The sequence below is a fragment of the Aeromonas finlandensis genome (genome assembly GCF_000764645.1).
GTDB classification, from domain to species: domain Bacteria; phylum Pseudomonadota; class Gammaproteobacteria; order Enterobacterales; family Aeromonadaceae; genus Aeromonas; species Aeromonas finlandensis.
This window is the reverse complement of the sequence record NZ_JRGK01000048.1, coordinates 1-14,917: the sequence shown is the minus strand read 5'-3', so window position 1 is coordinate 14,917 and position 14,917 is coordinate 1. Positions and strand designations below refer to the sequence as shown.

Annotated in this window: 14 protein-coding genes; 10 read left to right on the top strand and 4 right to left on the bottom strand. The window is 60.9% G+C overall.

Features of this window, described 5'->3' with window-relative positions; translation table 11 throughout:
* Both LD28_RS0106385 and cra read right to left on the bottom strand, forming a co-directional pair.
* Nucleotides 1–1,182, bottom strand: a 1,182-nt coding sequence (locus LD28_RS0106385) for an aromatic amino acid transport family protein (RefSeq protein WP_033136165.1), incomplete at its 3' end; no start/stop codon positions are given.
* A 624-nt stretch (nucleotides 1,183–1,806) separates the two neighbouring features.
* Entirely contained in the window at nucleotides 1,807–2,793 is a 987-nt protein-coding gene (gene cra / locus LD28_RS0106380; RefSeq protein ID WP_033136164.1) for a catabolite repressor/activator, read from the bottom strand.
* Nucleotides 2,794–3,089: 296 nt separating this feature from the next.
* On the opposite strand from cra, the gene fruB reads away from it, so the two are divergent.
* The 4 genes from fruB to LD28_RS0106360 all read left to right on the top strand — a co-directional run bounded on the left by fruB (nucleotide 3,090) and on the right by LD28_RS0106360 (nucleotide 7,668).
* The gene (gene fruB, locus LD28_RS0106375; protein ID WP_033136163.1) at nucleotides 3,090–4,190 is read left to right on the top strand and encodes a fused PTS fructose transporter subunit IIA/HPr protein; all 1,101 of its coding nucleotides are present in this window, start codon (nucleotides 3,090–3,092) and stop codon (nucleotides 4,188–4,190) included.
* Nucleotides 4,190–5,179, top strand: a complete 990-nt coding sequence (gene pfkB, locus LD28_RS0106370; RefSeq protein WP_033136162.1) for a 1-phosphofructokinase — start codon at nucleotides 4,190–4,192, stop codon at nucleotides 5,177–5,179. The genes fruB and pfkB overlap by 1 nt, the downstream gene beginning before the upstream one ends.
* Nucleotides 5,176–6,900: a PTS fructose transporter subunit IIBC gene (gene fruA, locus LD28_RS0106365; RefSeq protein WP_033136161.1), complete on the top strand. Its 1,725-nt coding sequence runs from the start codon at nucleotides 5,176–5,178 to the stop codon at nucleotides 6,898–6,900. Before pfkB ends, fruA begins: the two co-directional genes overlap by 4 nt.
* A 174-nt stretch (nucleotides 6,901–7,074) precedes the next feature.
* Nucleotides 7,075–7,668 (top strand): glucose-6-phosphate isomerase family protein, encoded by a 594-nt coding sequence (locus LD28_RS0106360; RefSeq protein WP_033136160.1) that lies wholly within the window; start codon nucleotides 7,075–7,077, stop codon nucleotides 7,666–7,668.
* Nucleotides 7,669–7,700: 32 nt separating this feature from the next.
* Here the strand turns inward: LD28_RS0106360 and LD28_RS0106355 are convergent, their stop codons facing one another.
* Nucleotides 7,701–8,708: a LacI family DNA-binding transcriptional regulator gene (locus tag LD28_RS0106355; RefSeq protein ID WP_033136159.1), complete on the bottom strand. Its 1,008-nt coding sequence runs from the start codon at nucleotides 8,706–8,708 to the stop codon at nucleotides 7,701–7,703.
* Nucleotides 8,709–8,920: 212 nt separating this feature from the next.
* On the opposite strand from LD28_RS0106355, the gene LD28_RS0106350 reads away from it, so the two are divergent.
* The 6 genes from LD28_RS0106350 (at nucleotide 8,921) to LD28_RS0106325 (ending at nucleotide 14,533) form a co-directional block, all read left to right on the top strand.
* Nucleotides 8,921–10,687, top strand: coding sequence for a class I mannose-6-phosphate isomerase (locus LD28_RS0106350; RefSeq protein ID WP_033136158.1), 1,767 nt, complete (start codon nucleotides 8,921–8,923; stop codon nucleotides 10,685–10,687).
* Between the two features lie 5 nt (nucleotides 10,688–10,692).
* Nucleotides 10,693–11,124 carry a PTS sugar transporter subunit IIA gene (locus tag LD28_RS0106345; protein WP_033136157.1) on the top strand — a complete coding sequence of 144 codons (432 nt, stop codon included), beginning with the start codon at nucleotides 10,693–10,695 and terminating at the stop codon, nucleotides 11,122–11,124.
* A gap of 9 nt (nucleotides 11,125–11,133) precedes the next feature.
* Nucleotides 11,134–11,628, top strand: a complete 495-nt coding sequence (locus LD28_RS0106340; RefSeq protein WP_033136156.1) for a PTS sugar transporter subunit IIB — start codon at nucleotides 11,134–11,136, stop codon at nucleotides 11,626–11,628.
* A gap of 15 nt (nucleotides 11,629–11,643) precedes the next feature.
* Nucleotides 11,644–12,447, top strand: a complete 804-nt coding sequence (locus tag LD28_RS0106335; RefSeq protein WP_033136155.1) for a PTS mannose/fructose/sorbose/N-acetylgalactosamine transporter subunit IIC — start codon at nucleotides 11,644–11,646, stop codon at nucleotides 12,445–12,447.
* Nucleotides 12,447–13,295 carry a PTS system mannose/fructose/sorbose family transporter subunit IID gene (locus tag LD28_RS0106330; protein ID WP_050514264.1) on the top strand — a complete coding sequence of 283 codons (849 nt, stop codon included), beginning with the start codon at nucleotides 12,447–12,449 and terminating at the stop codon, nucleotides 13,293–13,295. Before LD28_RS0106335 ends, LD28_RS0106330 begins: the two co-directional genes overlap by 1 nt.
* Nucleotides 13,296–13,369: 74 nt before the next feature.
* Nucleotides 13,370–14,533, top strand: coding sequence for an AGE family epimerase/isomerase (locus tag LD28_RS0106325; protein ID WP_033136154.1), 1,164 nt, complete (start codon nucleotides 13,370–13,372; stop codon nucleotides 14,531–14,533).
* Between the two features lie 19 nt (nucleotides 14,534–14,552).
* On the opposite strand, the gene LD28_RS0106320 is transcribed toward LD28_RS0106325, so the two are convergent.
* Nucleotides 14,553–14,804 (bottom strand): DUF1289 domain-containing protein, encoded by a 252-nt coding sequence (locus tag LD28_RS0106320; protein ID WP_033136153.1) that lies wholly within the window; start codon nucleotides 14,802–14,804, stop codon nucleotides 14,553–14,555.
* Between the last annotated feature and the right edge of the window lie 113 nt (nucleotides 14,805–14,917).

The following is a 14,917-nucleotide window of genomic DNA, read 5'->3' as shown; positions in this document are numbered from 1 at the left end:
CAGCATGCCAAGGCTGACGCTGACCTGTACACCGACGATCAGCACCCCCATGGCGGCGGCAAGACCCAGCGCCACTACGCCACCCGGGGCGCGGTAGTGGTGGGCAGGAGCCTGCTTGCGGCTCTGCCACACCAGCGCCACCGGCAGCAGTACCGCGAGGATTGCCAGCGCAATGGCGGCGTAGCCCAGCGCCATGATAAAGCCCTGCGGGAAGTAGAGGGCAAACAGCAGGGGCGGCACGAAGGTGATAAGGCCGGTCTGGCTGCGGCCCTGCCAGTTGTCCTTGCGGCGGGTCACCTTGGCCATAAAGTCGAACAGCCCCAGCGTCACCCCGAGGAAGGAGGTGGCGAGCGCCAGATCGGCAAACAGATGCATTGCCTGATTAAACGCGGGCCAGCTCACCAGTTGACCGATATTGGCCAACAGGCTGTCCAGCGCCCCGCCGGTTTGCAGCAGAGCTTGCTGGCCGAGCAGACCGAGGATGGCCACCTGCCACAGCACGTAGAGGATCAGCGGCAGGGCAGAGCCCCAGACAAAGACCCGGCGCAGCTGCTTGGGGCAGTCGCCAAGGTAGAGCATCACGCTCGGAATGGAGCCGTGAAAGCCGAACGAGGTGAAGATCACCGGCAGGCCCGCCAGCAACAAGCCCTGACCCAGCGGCATCGAGAGCAAGTGCTGCCCTTCGGCGCGGGGCAGCAGCAGCGCCAGCACCACCACCATGATCACCAGTTTCACGGTGAACATCAGCCGGTTGAGGTAATCCACCGAGCGGGTGCCGACGCAGACCATGCCACCAAACAGCAGGGTAAAGGCCCAGGCGGCCTGCTCCTGAGTCAGGGTCATGCCTGCATCCGCCAGCGCCTGTGCCAGCAGGCTGCTGCCGCCGCTGATGTAAGCGGAGGCCAGCGAGTAGAACAGCATCAGGATGCAGAAGGAGGCGATGCGTTTGCCCCAGGGGCCGAGCAGCTGATCCGCCAGCTGGTGCAGGTACCACTTGCCGGTGTGGAGGCTGGCCTCTACCTGCAGCATGGCGGTGAAGGCCATCAGGGCCCAGAGGCCGACCATCAGCATCAGAGTGGCGGGGCCGCCGAGGGAGGAGGAGGCCAGCGGCAGGGCCAGCATCCCGGCGCCTATGGTGGTACCGGCAATCAACAGGGTACAACCCAGGGTTTTGGTGTTCATGTTATCCATCCGAAAGTGAGCGGAGATGTTGCAAACAAGAGAGAGCCAGTTGGCTGTGTCGGGAGGCGCCTCCGGGGGAAAAGCCGGAGGCTAGCAATATCGGCGTGGAAACATCTGTACCTGAAACCTGTCAGCTGTAAAAGATGGTTGCCACGTTAACGGATCGAAATAGCGGAAACAACCCCTAAAAAGCGGATCTTGTGCTGTTGCAGGCATTTAAGTGGAAATAAAAGGTGACACTCAGCGCTATGCGCCGAAAAAATGTGCTGCTTGAGGTGTTGATGCCAATCCGGTTGATGCGCCCTCTGGATCGGAGGGGGTTGGTGCAGGCGCTGGAAAGGGGCGACAGAGGGCAACGCAGGGCGCTATCGGTCCGGATGGCTCGGCATAAGTAAAAATAGGGTCATATGGCCAAAAGCCATAAATTCAATTTATAGCGAGCCGATGGGCCGATAAACGGGCCCTGAGCAGGGGTAGCAAGCCCTGTCGGCCGGTTGGCCGATCTTCCGCTGGTCAAAATGGCGCGTGCAAAGGTGGGCGTTGAGAAGAGCAGCCGCACAGGCTGCCCATGCAGGCAGTTTGTGCAGGCAGCCTGTGCGGTTGTGAGCAATTGCCGCAGGCGGCTTAGCGGCGCCGCTTGAGGGTGCGACTGACGTAATGCAGACCGCTCTGGTAGTCGCCATTGACCGCCTTGAGTGCCAGCGCCAGCGCCTGGCTCGCCAGCGCGTCGTGCTGCTGGGGCAGAGAGTTGATGCCAAAGGGGAGGAAGTCGAGCAGCCGATCGTCGCCAAAGGTGGCCATGGCGAGCTGGCTCATATCGATCTCTTGTTCCAACAGGTAGTCGAGTACTCCCTCCATCAGGATGTAGGAGGTGGTGATCAGCGCCTCGGGCAGCTGGCCCAGCTGCTGGTGCAGATGTTTGATCAGGCGATACCCCTCAAGGCGGGAGAAGTGATCCCCTTCGCACAGGTGGCGAGCCGCGCTGTGACTGGCGACCGCCTGCTCGAAACCGGCCTTGCGCTCCTGACTGATCGTGAGTGCTGGCAGCGCGGTGATCAAGGCGATATGACGCAGGGTCGGGGTGAGCAGGGAGGTGGTGAGATCAAAGCTCGCCTTCTCGTTTTCACTGGCGACGGTGACGAACTGGTCGGCGGCCATGGCACGGTCGATGGCGAGGATCTGGCACCCTTGCGCCTGCAACGTGCCATAGAAGGGATCGTCGGGGGGCAGGCAGCTGGCCACCAGCAGGGCATCCACATGGCGGCTGACCAGCATCTGGGCCAGCTCTTTTTCGGTGGCGGGATCATCTTCCGAGCAGACGATGAGCAGCTGATAACCCTGCGCCCGCGCCCCCTGTTCGAGGCGCTTGGCCAGCTTGGCGTAACTGGCGTTCTCAAGGTCGGGCAGGATAAAGCCCAGGGTCTTGGTCTGGCCGCCACGCAGGGAGGCGGCGCGGCTGTCCGGCTGGTAGTTGTGGGCGGTGACCACCGCCATCACCTTGTCACGGGTCGCCTGGCTGATGCGGTATTGGTCGGCCTTGCCATTGATCACATAGCTGGCCGTGGTGCGCGAGACACCGGCGAGGGCGGCGATTTCATCCAGTTTCATCATATTGGCTCTGTTTGAGTTGCAAGGCCCACGGTCACTGCCGGGTGAGGGCGCCGAAAAGTGTGCGCGGGATCATATCATTGAAAAGCACTCTTTATGGGTACTTGATCAATTCGCTGAAACGATTCAGTCTGAGTGTAAGTGAATCGATTCAGCCTGTCAGCAACGAAGAGACCCAGCGGCCTGAAAATCGGGCCCCGATCACAGTTAGCCGCGATCGTGTCTATTGTAAGCTGGCGAGTTACCCGAATGTTCAATTGTGATCTACCGGCCAGGCCGGAACCTGATGGAGAGTTTCTATGTTGAAGTTGGCGCAGCAGCAGATCTTGCTGGGACAGTCGGTGGCGACCAAGGCGGAAGCCATTGCCCTGCTGGCAGGCAAACTGACCGAAGCCGGTCTGGTGGAAGCGGGCTATGTGGATGGGATGCTGGCCCGCGAGGCACAGCATGCCACCTATCTTGGCAGCGGCATCGCCATTCCCCACGGCACCACCGATACCCGCCATCTGGTGAAGAGCACCGGCGTCATGGTGGCCCAGTTCCCCAATGGCATCGAGTGGGATGAGGGGCAGATCGCCTACGTCGCCATCGGGATTGCCGCCAAGTCTGACGAGCATCTGGGCATTTTGCGCCAGCTCACCCATGTGCTGGGTGACGAGCAGGCGGCCGCGCAATTAAGAGAGGCCACCGATGCCGACACCATCATCAACATCCTGACCGGTGCCACTGCCGCCAAAGAGGTGCAATACCTGACCCTGGCTGACTTCCCGGCCGATGATCGCGACCAGCTGTTGCTGGGGGCGGCCGCCCGCGCCAAGTCTGCGGGCTGGGGCGATGCCACCATGGTGACGGCGCTGCTGGCAAGCGAACCTGCCTATCTGGGGGAGGGCGTCTGGCTGGCCCGTACGCAAGCGGCCCAGACCGGCTGGGTGCTGGCCACCCCAAGCAGCGCACTCACCGCAGGGGAGCTGCCGGTCAGCGCCATGCTGCTGCTGTGCGCTGCCGATAGCGGCCATCTGCCGCAACTTGAGAATCTGGCCAAACTGGCCGCCGCCGATCAGCTGGCGACGCTGGCGGGCAGCGACGGGTTGGCCATGCTGCAGGCGGGGCCAGCGAGCGGTCTTTCTGAAACCTTCACCATCATCAACCCCCACGGTCTGCATGCTCGCCCGGGCGCCATGCTGGTCAAGGTGGCCAAAGAGTTTGCATCCGACATACGGGTTGCCAATCTGGATGGCAGCGGCGAGGCGGTCTCCGCCAAGAGCCTGATGAAGGTGATCGGCCTTGGGGTCAAATGCGGTCACCGTCTGGCATTTCGTGCCGAAGGGGCGGATGCCGAAGCCGCCCTCAAGGGGATCGGTGAGGCGATCGCCGCCGGTCTGGGCGAGGGGGCACACTGATGAAGATTGTCACCATCACCCTCAACCCGGCCCTTGATCTCACCACCCGTCTCGAGGCGATGAGCCTGGGTGAAGTGAATCTGGTCATCGAGGCCAATTTGCGCGCGGCGGGCAAGGGGATCAACGTTGCCATGGTGCTCAAAGATCTGGGCCGCGAGGTGGGCGTCACCGGCTGGCTTGGCGACGATAACCAGCAGAGCTTTGTCTCCCTGTTTGAAGAGCGTGCGCTGGCGGATCACTTCGTCCGTGTCGCTGGCAGCACCCGCATCAACGTCAAGATCTCCGAACAGTCCGGTCGGGTCACCGATCTCAACCTGCCGGGGCTCACCATCCAGCAAGGGGAAGTGAGTGCGCTGGAGCAGGCGATTGACGAGCTTGCATCGCAGGCGGAGTGGTTCGTGCTGGCGGGCAGCCTGCCCAAAGGGGTGGCCCCCGATTACTGCGCCCATCTGATCCGCCTGCTCAAGGCCAAGGGCAAACAGGTGATCTTCGATTGCAGCGGCGCGGCCCTAAGCGAAGGGATCAAGGCGGCGCCGACTCTGGTCAAACCCAATCTGGAAGAGCTGAGCCAGTGGGCGGGCCGCCCCATCAAGACCCTGAGCGAGCAGGCCGAGTGTGCCCGCGCGCTGCAGGCCAGCGGGATCCCCAACGTGGTGATCTCCAACGGCGCCGATGGCCTCATCTGGTTTGCCCCGGATGCGGTCTGGCAGGCGATTCCGCCACGGATGCAGGTGGTCAGCACGGTCGGTGCCGGCGATTCCCTGGTGGCCGGTCTTGCCCATGGTCTGAGCCTTGGCTGGGCGCCGGAGCAGACCCTGCGGCTGGCCACCGCCGTCTCGGCGCTGGCGGTCAGTCAGGTGGCGGTCGGCTTTAACGATATCAGTGTGCTCAATCCTTTACTTGAACAGGTGCGCGTACAGCGTCTGGATGCGCTGGCACCGGTTCAATGCAATACCCCCTCAATGGAAAACTCAGGAGATGCCCAATGAAAGCAATTTTGGTTACGGCTTGCCCGGCGGGCATTGCCACCAGCTTTCTCGCTGCAAAACGGATAGAACAGCAGGCCAAACTGGCAGGCTGGGAACTCACTCTCGACGTCGGCTCCAGCGTGCAACCCCGCCAGGTGCCGAGCAAGGAGCAGATTGCCGCGGCCGATCTGGTGCTGGTTGTCGCCAGTGCCCCGGTGGATCTCGTCGCCTATGACGGCAAGCGGGTCTATCAGGGGAGCATGGATCTCGCCCTGCAGGATCCGGCCGCCTTGCTGGAGGCCGCAACCAGCGGTGCCTGCGTCTATCACCATCAAGCTGCGCCCGCCGCAGCTAAACCAGCCGCCGCTGGCAAGCGCATCGTCGCGGTGACAGCGTGCCCGACCGGCGTGGCCCACACCTTTATGTCGGCAGAAGCGCTGGAGACCATGGCCAAACAGCTGGGTTATCAGATCCGCGTCGAGACCCAAGGCTCGGTCGGTGCCCAGAATGCCCTGACCGCCGAGGAGATTGCCGCCGCCGATCTGGTGTTCCTCGCCACTGATATCGAAGTGGACATGGCGCGCTTTGACGGCAAGCAGGTCTATCGCACCAGCACAGGTGCGGCGCTGAAGAAAACCCGCGCCGAGCTCGACAAGGCATGGAGTGAGGCGACACTCTATCGCCACAGCGGCGCCAGCCAGCCCAAGAAAGAGGAAAAAGCAGGCCCCTACAAGCACCTGCTGACTGGCGTCTCTTTTATGCTGCCGATGGTGGTGGCGGGCGGTCTCATCATCGCGCTCTCGTTCGTATTCGGGATTGAAGCGTTCAAGGTAGAAGGCACTTTGGCTGCGGCCCTGATGAAGATCGGTGGTGGTTCCGCCTTTGCCCTGATGATCCCGGTGCTGGCCGGTTACATTGCCTACTCCATCGCTGACCGTCCGGGTCTCGCTCCCGGCATGATCGGCGGTATGCTGGCAAGCTCGCTGGGCGCCGGTTTCCTCGGTGGTATTGTGGCCGGTTTTCTGGCCGGTTACAGCGCCAAGTACCTGAGCGACAAGGTGCGCCTGCCGACTACCCTGGAAGCGCTCAAGCCCATCCTGATCATTCCGTTGGTGGCCAGCCTCTTTACCGGTCTGGTGATGATCTACGTGGTGGGTGGCCCGGTGGCTGGCATCATGAATGCCATGACCACCTTCCTTAACAACATGGGCTCTGCCAACGCGGTGCTGCTGGGTGTCATCATCGGCGCCATGATGTGCTTCGACATGGGTGGCCCGGTCAACAAGGCAGCTTACGCCTTCGGTGTTGGCCTGCTGGCCTCCAAAACCTACGCCCCGATGGCGGCGGTGATGGCCGCCGGTATGGTACCGGCACTGGGGATGGGTATCGCCACCTTCCTGGCCCGCACCAAGTTCATCAAGGCGGAGCAGGAAGCGGGCAAAGCCTCCTTCGTGCTGGGTCTGTGCTTTATCTCCGAGGGGGCCATTCCGTTTGCCGCCAAGGATCCGATGCGCGTCATCCCGGCCTGTATGGTAGGCGGCGCCCTGACCGGTGCGCTCTCCATGCTGTTCGGCTGTGAGCTGATGGCACCCCACGGCGGCCTGTTCGTGCTGTTCATCCCGCACGCCATCAGCAACGTCATGATGTATATCGTGGCGATTGCGGCAGGCTCGCTGCTGACCGGTGTCTCCTACGCCATGCTCAAGCGCGCGGAAGCGCAAGCCAAGCTGGCGACAGCCTGAGTGGTGTAATGCAATCACATCCCATTGAAGACAAGGCGGCCCTCGGGCCGCTTTTTTGTTGTCCAAATCGTGATGTGGGCAGCAGCGATGATGCTTGTGGTTAATGGATTAACCTTTTAGCTTGTTCTGGCGAGGCGCAGATGCGCCATCTGATAAAGCGTCACTGAGGAGTAGATGATGATGAAGCTGATGATCCCGCCCATGGTGGATTTTGCGACTGGCCGTTTGTCCGGTGCCGAACTGGTGGAAAAGAGTACAAGGTTGGCTGATCTGCATGGCTTGTTTGCCGATCCGGCGGCTGAAGCGGAGGTTGATCCGCAAACTGTGCTCTATCGTGTGGCGATGTTGCCCAGCAGTGGCGTGGAGGGGGATCTCAACATGGGCGTCACCCATCTTGAGGCTGGCAGGATAGGGAGCGAGTTTTTTATGACCCGCGGTCATATCCATGCCCGGGCCGAGCAGGCGGAGTACTACTTCGGGTTGTGCGGGACCGGCTTGCTGCTGTTGCAGGATATGGCTGGCGTCTGTCGGCTTGAGCAGGTGTTCCCCGGCAGTGTCCACCATATCCCGGGTCACGTGGCCCACCGGCTGATCAATACCGGCGAGACCCGGCTCTCTGCACTGGCGGTCTGGCCTGCCATTGCCGGTCATGATTACCGGCTGATGGCAGAGCGGGGGTTTGGCCTGCGGGTGGTCGCAGGGAAGGAGGGGGAGCCTTGTATTGTGAGCAGTGTGATGAGCAGCGAGGTGAGCGCTTCAATTACCTAACCATCAGCCAGCAGGGGTCGTGAGCGACCCCGTTAGCGGCTGCCGCAGGATTGGCGCACCACCAGGGAGGGGGGCAAGATGATGCTCTTGGCCGGTTCGTCATTGCCGGCAATCCGCTCGAGCAGCAGCTCACCCGCCTTGCGGCCAATCTCCCGCGCCGCCACCGACACCGTCGTCAGGGCGGGCTCTACCAGCGCGGTTTCCGGAATATCGTCAAACCCGACCAGCGCAAAATCCTGACCAATTCGCCGCTCCTGTTTGCGCAACGCCAGCATGGCGCCCAGTGCCACTATGTCTTGATAACAGACGGCAGCGGTGACCTCCGGATGCTGCTCCAGCAGTGTTGTCATCGCGAGGGTGCCTTCCACCCGGCTGGCGCCGCAGCTGATGATCCACTCCGGTTTGGCAGTGATGCCGTGTTCGAGCAACTTGCTCATATAGCCACCGAGGCGCTGGGAGCGGCTGATGGAGGTGGTTGCCCCCCCAATAAATGCGATGTGGCGGTGGCCAAGGCGGATCAGATGCTCGGTTGCCAGCTGGCAACCGAGAAAGTTGTCGGTGCCGACGAAGTCGATCGCCACATCCGGCACCGGCCGCACCACCAGAATGGTGGGCATATGGCGTCGTTGCAGGCTCTCGAAAAAGCTGTGGGGGGTAGGCTGGGCGGCGCAGATCACCATGCCTGCAGCGCTGTTGCGCTGCAGCGAGTCCATAAACTGTTGCTGCCTTGCTGCTGACTCCTCGCTGTTGGCAAGAAACAGCATCAGATCGTGATGCTCCATCTCCCGGCTGAGGCCCGCCGTCATCTCCGCATAGAAGGGGTTGGTGATGTCATGCAGTAGCAGCCCCACCTGATTGCTGCTCTTGTTGCGCAGATTGGCGGCGGTCTGGTTGTAGACATAGCCGAGTTCATCGATCGCCTTGAGTACCCGCTGGCGGGTATGTTCCGAAATCCGTCCCTTGTTGCGCAGGGTCATGGAGACGGTCGCGGTAGATACCCCCAGATGGCGGGCAATATCGGCAACGGTCACATTGCTCATGAGGTGTCTCCTGTCGTGGTAATGAGAGCAAGGGTATATCGATTAACCTTGCTGATTGATTTGACATTAATAAAAGTGAGTCATTGGTCACAAATAACCCGCCAAGTGGTGAGCGAACAGTCGATTCTTTGAGGTTAATCTTGTTTATCAGGTTGGGGTTAACGGGTTAATCGATTTATCTTTCTTGCAGATATCAGCGAGAGAGCAGGCCAATGATTCATTCGAGTTATGTATCCAATTACGACAAGTATCCCGAGATTGCGGTTGCCGGATATGAAGATGCCGCCTGTGCGGGGTGGGACGCGATTGCCCGGCACCTGCTGGCCAAAGTGAACGGGCAGGACAGGGCGAAAGTGGTGCTGGTGATCGACTGCTACCACGGCGTGGATCAGGTTGAGCTGCGCACTCAGCTGCTGGAGGAACTTGGCCCCCACACGCTTATCGATGTGGAGCAGGCACGTCTGCCCGAGCCCACCGTGCTGGAGATGCTTGAACGCTTCATCACCGACGATCGGGTATTTGGCGTGATGGCCCCCCACAAGATGGTGGAGTTTTTTGACCCGGCGGCGTTAGCCCACCTGCAACGGCAGGTCGCAGGGATCACCAAGGGGCTGGTGGTGGTGATGGGCAGCGGCGCCTCCCTGGTGACGAAAGGGGATGTGCGGGTCTATGCCGACCTGGCCCGTTGGGAGATCCAGCAGCGTCTGCGCCGTAAAGAGATTGGCAACTGGGGCGCGGATAACACGGAAGAGGACATTCTGCGCCGCTACAAACGCGCCTTCTTTATCGAGTGGCGGGTGTTTGATCGTCACAAGGTGGCGCAATTACCGACCATCGACTTCTTGCTCGATACCAATATCAAGGGCAAACCGACACTGGTGACGGGCGTGGCACTGCATGCCGCACTGCATCAGGCGGCGCGCCAACCGTTTCGAGTGGTTCCCTTCTTTGACCCCGGTGTGTGGGGCGGTCAGTGGATGAAGCAAGTGTGTGATCTCGACCCGGCACCCGCCAACTATGCCTGGTGTTTTGACTGTGTGCCTGAGGAGAACAGCCTCTATCTCCGGTTTGGTTCGGTCCGGGTCGAGATCCCTTCGCAAAACCTGGTGCTCTGTGAGCCCAGGCCGCTGCTGGGTGAGCGGGTTCACGCCCGTTTTGGCGCCGAGTTCCCCATCCGCTTCGATTTCCTCGATACGGTGGAGGGGCAGCACCTCAGTCTGCAGGTGCATCCGCTGACCGAATATATCCAGCAGGAGTTCGGTATGCACTACACCCAGGACGAGAGCTACTACATGCTCGATGCGGCTCCCGATGCCTGCGTCTATCTCGGCACTCGCAATGGCACTGCTCCGCAAGAGATGCTGGCGGAGCTGGCGGCCGCCCAGCGCGGTGAGAAGCCCTTCGACGACGAGCGCTTCATCAACCGCTTCCCGGCCCGCAAGCATGACCACTTTTTGATCCCGGCCGGGACTGTGCACTGCTCGGGGGCGGGGGCCATGGTGCTCGAGATCAGTGCCACCCCCTACATCTTCACCTTCAAGTTGTGGGACTGGGGCAGGGTCGGGCTCGACGGTATCCCGCGCCCCATCCATCTGGAACATGGCAGCAAGGTGATCCAGTGGGATCGGGATACCGACTGGACCGAGCGAAATCTGGTCAATTGCATTGAGCCCATCGCCGAAGGGGAAGGGTGGCGTGAAGAGCGCACCGGTCTGCACGAGCGGGAATTTATCGAGACCCGTCGCCACTGGTTCAGCGTGCCGGTAGAGCACGATACCGGCGGCACCGTGCAGGTGCTCAACCTGATAGAGGGTCGGGAGGCAACGGTAGAGAGCCCGGACAACGCCTTCGCCCCCTTCGTGGTGCACTACGCCGAGACCTTTATCGTGCCGGCGTCGGTGGGCCGTTACCGCATCCGCCCGAGTGGCGAGAGTGAAGGGCAGACCATTGCCACCATCAAAGCCTTTGTGAGGGGGTAACCGAGATGCTGAGGATCCTTATCGCAACCCATGGTTCACTGGCGCCGGCCCTGCTGGCCAGCGCCAATATGGTCTACGGCGAGCTGCCTGCCGTGGCGACCGTCTCTCTCACCGAAGAGGGGGGTATCGAGGCCTTTCGTGCCGAGTTTGAACAGACATTGCGCCGCCATGGCGCAGGGGCTGACGGGGTATTGGTGCTGTGCGACATGGAGTGTGGCACTCCCTATAACGTGGCATGTCGCTTCGCATTTGACCCCGCATGGCCACAGCCGGTTGCCATTGTGACCGGCGTCAACTTCCCCATGTTGCTGATGAGCGCCGACTGGCTGGCGGCAACGGATGTGCACGAGGCGGCTCGTCAGCTACTGGCACAGGCACTGGAATCCATGGTGATCGCCGCACCGGCGGTGACAAATCCGCAAGATGACAACTTCTAGGAGAGCATGATGGCCATTTCATTTGTACGGATTGACGACCGGGTGATCCACGGTCAGCTGGTGACCCGCTGGGCCAGAGAGCTTCCTTGTGACGGCATCGTCGCGATCGATGATGAGGTGGCGGCCGATCCGCTGCTCTCTCAGGTGATGACGGGGGCCGTGTCGGACACCAAGGTGTGGCTGTTTGATGTGGCGACCGCCATTGCCAAGTTGCCCAAGGTGATTGCCAGTGACAAACGCTACTTCGTGATTGGCAAGTCGCCGGTCACCCTGCAGCGCCTCTGCGCCGCCGGGATCTCCCTTGATAATCTCAATGGCAAAATCAACGTCGGCCCCATGAGTGCCCGAGAGCACACCACGACCATCGGGCCCAATCAATCGGTGACCGCGCAGGAGATAGCCGCCTTTGATTACCTGACAACGCTGGGCCATGAGATCGATTTTCGACTGGTGCCGGATGCCAGTCACTACAGCTGGGCAGATGCCCAGAAAAAGCTGAAATAAGGGGAGGAGGGCATCATGTTTTTTGAAGCAACACTCATCGGGATACTCTGTTATCTCGGTGCCCTCAGCAGCCCCTGGCTGCTGGGTTTGACCGGTGGCTGGTACACCATTACCCGCCCGCTGGTTTCGGGCATGCTGGTCGGTGCCATTCTGGGGGATATTCAGACCGGGATCCTGATCGGGGTGGCGGTGCAGGCGGTCTATATCGCCATGGTGACGCCGGGCGGTTCCATGCCGGCGGATCTCAACTTCGTCGCCTTTCCGGCCATTGCGCTGGGCATCATGTCGGGCAAGGAGCCGTCGGTTGCCGTGGCGATTGCTGCCACCATCGGCATCGCCGGGACCATCCTCTTCAACTTCATGATGGTGTTCAACTCCTACTGGAACCACAGGGCCGATGTGGCGCTGGAGCAGGGCGATGAACAGGGTGTTTACCTCAACAGCGCCATCTTCCCGCAGGCCAGCAACTTTGTGCTGCGTTTCGTGCCGACCTTCATTGCCGTCTACTTTGGCAACCAGTACATCGAAGGGTTCATGAACAGCCTGCCGGAGCTGGTGATCCGCACCATGACGGTGGTGGGCGGCATTCTGCCTGCGGTCGGCATTGCCATTCTGCTCAAGCAGATCATCAAGCAGAACAGCATGCTGATCTACTTCCTGGTTGGGTTTGTCGGCATCGTTTTTCTCAAGCTCAACATGGTGGGGCTGGTGATGATTGGGGCCTTGCTGGCGCTCATTCACTACAGCTATAAACCCGAACCCAAGCAAGCGGTCGTCGCCCGCGGTGCCGTGCCTGCCGATGACGAGGATGAATTCTGATGAACACAGAGCTGCAATCAGGGGAGCAGGCTGCCAAGCAGCCGGTTGCTCTCACCGCTGGGGATCTGCGCGCCTGCTGGCGTTCGTGGATGATGTACAACCTCTCCTCAATGAGCTTCGAGCGACTCGAATCGTTCGGATTTTGCCTCGGCATGATGCCGGCGCTGAGAAAGCTCTATCCCGGCAAAGCGGAACGCATGGAGGCGATGAAGCGCCACGCCTCCTTCTACAATACCGAGCCCCAGATCGGCGCCATTATCAACGGGCTGGCGGTCGGGCTTGAAGAGAAGCGGGCCAATGGCGAGAAGATTGACGGTGAGACCATCAATACCCTCAAGGTCGGCTTGATGGGCCCCATCGCTGGCATCGGTGATTCCATGATCCCCGGTATGCTGGTGCCCATTTTGCTCAGTATCGGTATGGCGCTGGCGGCAGGGGGGAGTGTGTTGGGGCCACTGTTTTACATCATCAGCTTCAACGCGATCGCCATTACCGGCTCCTACATGTTGTTTATGAAGGGCTACAAGCTGGGCACCGGTTCGGTGGAGTCTCTGGTCAGTTCCGAGTCGGCCAAGCTGCGCGAGGCGCTCTCCCTGCTCGGGGTCTTTGTGATGGGCGGGGTGGCGGCCAGTTATGTCAACCTTTCGACCGGACTCGATTTTGTCACCTCGGACGGGGTCAATATCCAGGTGCAGAGCATGCTGGATGGCATCTTCCCCAAACTGATGCCGCTGGTGGTGGTGCTGGGGACCTGGTATCTGATGGCCAAGCGCAACGTCTCGCCGGTCAAGGCGATGCTCGGGCTGCTGGTGCTGGCCTTTGTCGGGGTCGCCATCGGTCTGTTCTGATGGGGTCAAGGCCATTTGGTCAACAATGGGAGAGCCTGGCTCTCCCTTTTTATCGCTGTTGCGAGAGGTAATGTATGCATATCGAGGTGACTGAGGCCGCGCAGCGCTGCCATCGCTGGTTGGTCTCCGAGGCGCTGCCCCGGTGGGGTGCGCAGGGGGTTGACCCCGAGCGTGGGCTGTTTGCCGAGGGATTGGATAGTGCTGGCCAGCCTTTGTGGCAGCCGACCCGTTTTCGGGTACAGAGCCGCCAGATCTATGTGTTCAGCCATGCCACCCTGCTGGGGTGGTATGACGGGCACACCCTTGCCGAGCAAGCTGCTCGGGTCGGTATGGCCCATTTTGACGATGGGGCCGGGCATGGCGTTTTCTCCATTAACCGGGATGGGTCGATTGCTGACGCATCAATCTGCAGCTATGAATACGCATTTGCCCTGCTGGCGGAGTGCTGGCTCTATCGTCTCAGTGGCGATCCACGCTGGCAGCAACAGGCCGAGTCGCGCTATCAGGCCATTGAGCAACTCTTTGCGGACCCGCTGCACGGCGGATTTCACTCCAGTTGGCCATCTGGCCCACTGCGCAGCCAAAATCCCCATATGCATCTGTTCGAGGCGTTGCTGGTGGCGGCAGACAGCTTTGATGATGTGATATGGCAGCAGCGGGCAACCGCGCTGTATCGGTTGTTTCGTCAGCGTTTTCTGGAACCCGGGTTACTGCGCGAGTTTTTCGACGATGCGCTGCTGGCGCGTCATGCCGACTCCCGGCTCATCGACCCCGGCCATCACTACGAGTGGTGCTGGCTGCTGGCGCGCTACCGGACCCTTGCCAGCAACTGGGAAATTGGGCCAACCAGCACCGAGATTGACGAGGCGATCGGGATATTGACCCGCTTTGCCATCCGCCACGGTCACGGGCAAACCGGGCTGGTGATCGATGAGCTGACCGATGATGGGCAACCCTATCGCGATACCAGCCGGCTCTGGTGCCAGACCGAACATTTGAAAGCGCTCCTGGCGGCCTATGAGCAGCAGGGGGATGAGGCTACCGCCTGCCAGATCAGCGAAGTGGTTGCGCGGATCTTCCACTACTACCTGTTGCCCGCGAAGCCCGGACAGTGGATTGACCAAGTGGATAGCGAGGGGACGCCGCTGACCTCTCATGCGCCAGCCAGCACGTTTTATCATCTGTTTGTGGCGTTTAGCGAACTGGCGCGGGTCGCGGGGGTGGGTATCGGGGAGTAGGGGGCCCTATGGGAGGCGCTTAAAAATCCCAGCCGGGCTGTGCTTGCGGCTCGTTGGGGGCCCCTTCCTGTGCCTTGCGGCGGGCAGCGTCGACCCGCGCCTTGCGGTTGCGGCACAGGCGCATCACCTCTTGTTGCTGGGCAGGGGTCATGGTGAGCCAGTTGAAACGCTCCTCGCGATTGCGCAGGCACCCCTTGCAGTAGCCTTTGTTGTTTACTTCACAGACCCCGATGCAGGGGCTCTGCAGCGGGAATATTTCGAGCTGTTCCATCTACTTCCTCTCATCATTCCTTGCTGTTTTGTTATAGCGCAGAAGAGAAAGGGAAAAAATGAAATACCCGTTATTGCTTGCTGAAAAAACCATGTAAAGACGCCCGCACAGTG